The 3,524-nt window shown below is 30.4% G+C and carries 2 protein-coding genes; both read left to right on the top strand.

The annotated features are described in order from the left end of the window. Positions 1 to 2,713, top strand: a 2,713-nt coding sequence (locus ACR0P1_RS07610; RefSeq protein WP_432645805.1) for a pseudomurein-binding repeat-containing protein, incomplete at its 5' end; no start/stop codon positions are given. Between the two features lie 138 nt (positions 2,714 to 2,851). Next, on the top strand, positions 2,852 to 3,524 hold a 673-nt coding region (locus ACR0P1_RS07605), incomplete at its 3' end, for a metal-dependent transcriptional regulator (protein ID WP_432645804.1).

Genomic DNA, 3,524 nt, shown 5'->3' with positions numbered 1-3,524 from the left:
TCCTTTAGCTGGTAAAAATGTTGTTTTTACTGTTAATGGTAAGTCTTATACTAAGACTACTAATAGTGATGGATTAGCTGCTTTATCTACTGGTAGTTTAGATCTTGGTAAGTATGTTATGGCTTATAGTTTTGATGGAGATTCCAATGTAAAATCACAAAATGGATCTAGTAATATTGAAGTCAAAGAAAGAACTCCTACAAAGATTATTTGGAAGAGTGGAACTTCATTTTATCAAGGTTCTCAGACTTATAAAGTTTTATTACAAGATTCTAATGGTAATGCTTTGTCTGGTAAAACTATTTCATTAACTGTGAATGGTAAAACTTATTCAGCTAAAACAGCATCCAATGGATATGCAACATTTAATGTAAATGTTGCTTCTGGTAATCATTCTGTTTCCTTTGAGTTTGATAATACTGATAACGATTATCTTTCAACTTCAGGTATTGCAAACATAACTGTTGAGAAGAAAAAGGGTGCAGGATATGGTTACTGGATTTATGGTGAAGATATGAAAAAGGCTAATCTTAATTCATTAGCTTCCCAAGGAGTCACTGATTTATTCTTAAATTTTGCAGCTATTGAGAAACATGGTCAAGCAGATGTTGAATCATGGATTGCTAGTGCGAATAAATTAGGTATTAACGTTCATATTTGGATGCAAGTATTCTATGAAAATAAACAGTGGGTCAATCCTATTAAAAATGGAAAAATAGATACGGAATTCTTTGAGAAAAAAATAATTGAAGCACAATCATATGCAAAAATTAAAGGTGTTTATGGTATTCACTTTGATTATTTAAGATATCCTGGTACTGCTCATAAAACTAATGGTGGTGCTGCAGCTATAAGTCAATTTGTTATAGATGCTACTGATGCTATTCATAATATTAACTCTAAAATTATTGTTTCAGCTGCCTTGATGCCTGAAACTACTGATAATTTAAAGTATTATGGTCAAGATTATTCAGTACTCAGTAAATACTTAGATGTGGTTATTCCAATGATTTATAAAGGGAATTATGATGCAACTTCATCTTGGATTACTAAAACTACAAAATGGTTTGTAGATAATTCACAAGGTGCTTACGTATGGGCTGGATTACAAGGATATAAATCTGATGATGATGTTAGTAAACTGTCTGCTTCTGAAATCAAAGCTGATTCACAGGCTGCATTAGATGGTAGAGCTCCAGGTGTAATTATATTTAGATGGGGTGTAACTAACTTTGTTGATTTCAAATCACTTGTGGATAACTCAGATTCTCCTAGTACTTCTGGATCTGTAAGTATTGATGATATAATTGCAGCAGCAAATACTTTAAAAAACACTATTGATTCAAAGAATACAATTCCTAAAACAGTTACTGTTGGTGGAGTAGAGTATTCTATTGCTCAATTCTTATATATGATGAGTGATGCTATCAAGAAGATTAATGATGGTAAAACTTCTCTAGAAGTATTGCCTATATCAGTTGCGGTTCCATTAAATCCTGAGGGTTCATTTAAATCAAGTAGTATTACAACTACTGAATATATGGATATTGTAAATAGGGTTTTTGACTTTATTAAAAATAATAATAGAGCTCCTAATTATGCTTCATCATCATTAGGGGATATTGATTATGATTCATTAATTGAAATGTTTGCTAATATTTTAGTGAATTATAAGAATGATGGTAAATTACCAACTTCAATAAAAGTCAACAATGGTACTAAAGATGAACAAGTAACTGTTAAAACAATATCTATTAAGGATATTGTTGCTGGTGCTACTAATTTGAAAAAGTATTATGAAACTAATAAGAAGTTACCAAGTACTGTTACTGCAGGTGGAGTTAAATTTACATTAGCTGAATTTACATACTTGATGAGTAAGGCTATTGATCAATTAGGTAAGTCTAATACAAAAGCAATCACCATAATAACTGGTATAGCTAATCCAAGTAATCCTTCTGGTGATAATATTTACTCAGAAGATTTGTTAAAAGCAGATTATCTTAAAGTTGCATTAAAGGTTGCTAATTATATTAGTACTAACAATAAGGCTCCTAATTATTCAGGATCTGCTGTAGGTAATATCATTTATTCTGAATATGTTGATGCTTTTTCACGTATCTTAAACTTTTATGGTACTGCAAACCGTTTGCCTAATTCTGTGACTATTACTTATTCATTAGGATCTGGTTCTGGATCAGGTTCTGGAAGTAGTGGTACTGGTCATGGTGTAAATGAGAAAAATACTGAAACTGATTTAAGTAAATATCTTAAAGCTACTAAAAATTGTCAAGTGGATAATGCTAATATTAAAGCTATAGTTAATCAAGTAACTAAAGGTTTAACTTCTGTAAAAGATAAGGCTACTGCAATTTTCAATTATGTAAGAGATAAAATCGCATATGCTTTCTACTATGATACTAAATATGGTGCTACTGGAACTTTATCAGAGAAAAAAGGAAACTGTGTTGACGAGTCTCATTTGCTTGTAGCTATGTTTAGAACTGCGGATATTCCTGCTAGATATGTCCATGGAACTTGTACTTTTTCAAGTGGAAATACTTATGGTCATGTATGGGTTCAAGTATTAGTTGATGGTCAATGGACTGTTGCTGATGCAACAAGTTCAAGAAATTCTCTTGGAAAAGTGGCAAATTGGAATACTAACTCATTTTCACTGAAAGGTGGAATTTTAACAGAGATTACTTTCTAATTTAACCCCTTTTCTTTTTTTATTTTTTTTTAAAACTTATTTTAAATTTTAATTTAATGCTTATTTTTTAGGTATAACAAACTTTTTTATACTTTGAGCCATAAACATTAAACCAATTATTGAGTTTAGGTGAAAACTATGGCTAATGATAAAATTAGTGAAAATATTGAAGAATACCTTGAAGTTCTTTACTGCAATGGAAGTAATTGGGAACAGGTTTCTACTACTAAATTATCTGATGAATTGGATATTGCACCTGGAAGCGTAACTCAAATGCTCAAAAAACTAGAAAAATTAGGTTATATTAATTATACTCATTATAAAGGCGCTACTTTAACTCATGAAGGTATGAAAATAGCTAGAAAAATTACAAGAAAACATAGGATTCTAGAAAAGTTCTTGTTGGATGTTTTAAAAGTTAAGGAAGAGAATATTCATGAGCAAGCTTGTGAAATGGAACATGCTTTATCTGATGAAGCTGAAAGAGCATTATGTAATATGTTACAGCATCCTGATGTGTCTCCTGATGATAATGTTATACCTGCTTGTAATTTTAATTTTGAAAGTTGTAGCCAATGTTTTTCCCAGAAGGATTTTGACCAAATTATTAATAGGGAATTTAATCTATTGTCTATTTCAGAATTAACTTCAAATACTGAAGGGACAATTTCATTTATTCGTGGAAATACTGACCTTTTAGACAGTATTTCAGATTTAAACATTAAAGTCGGATGTCATTTAAAGTATATACTCAATGATAATCAAGATGAAAACTCTTATTTAGTTTTTATTGATGATGAAGAGTTTAATA

The sequence above is a fragment of the Methanobrevibacter sp. genome, assembly GCF_050872065.1.
GTDB lineage: Archaea > Methanobacteriota > Methanobacteria > Methanobacteriales > Methanobacteriaceae > Methanocatella.
This window is presented reverse-complemented; position numbering and strand designations above follow the sequence as displayed.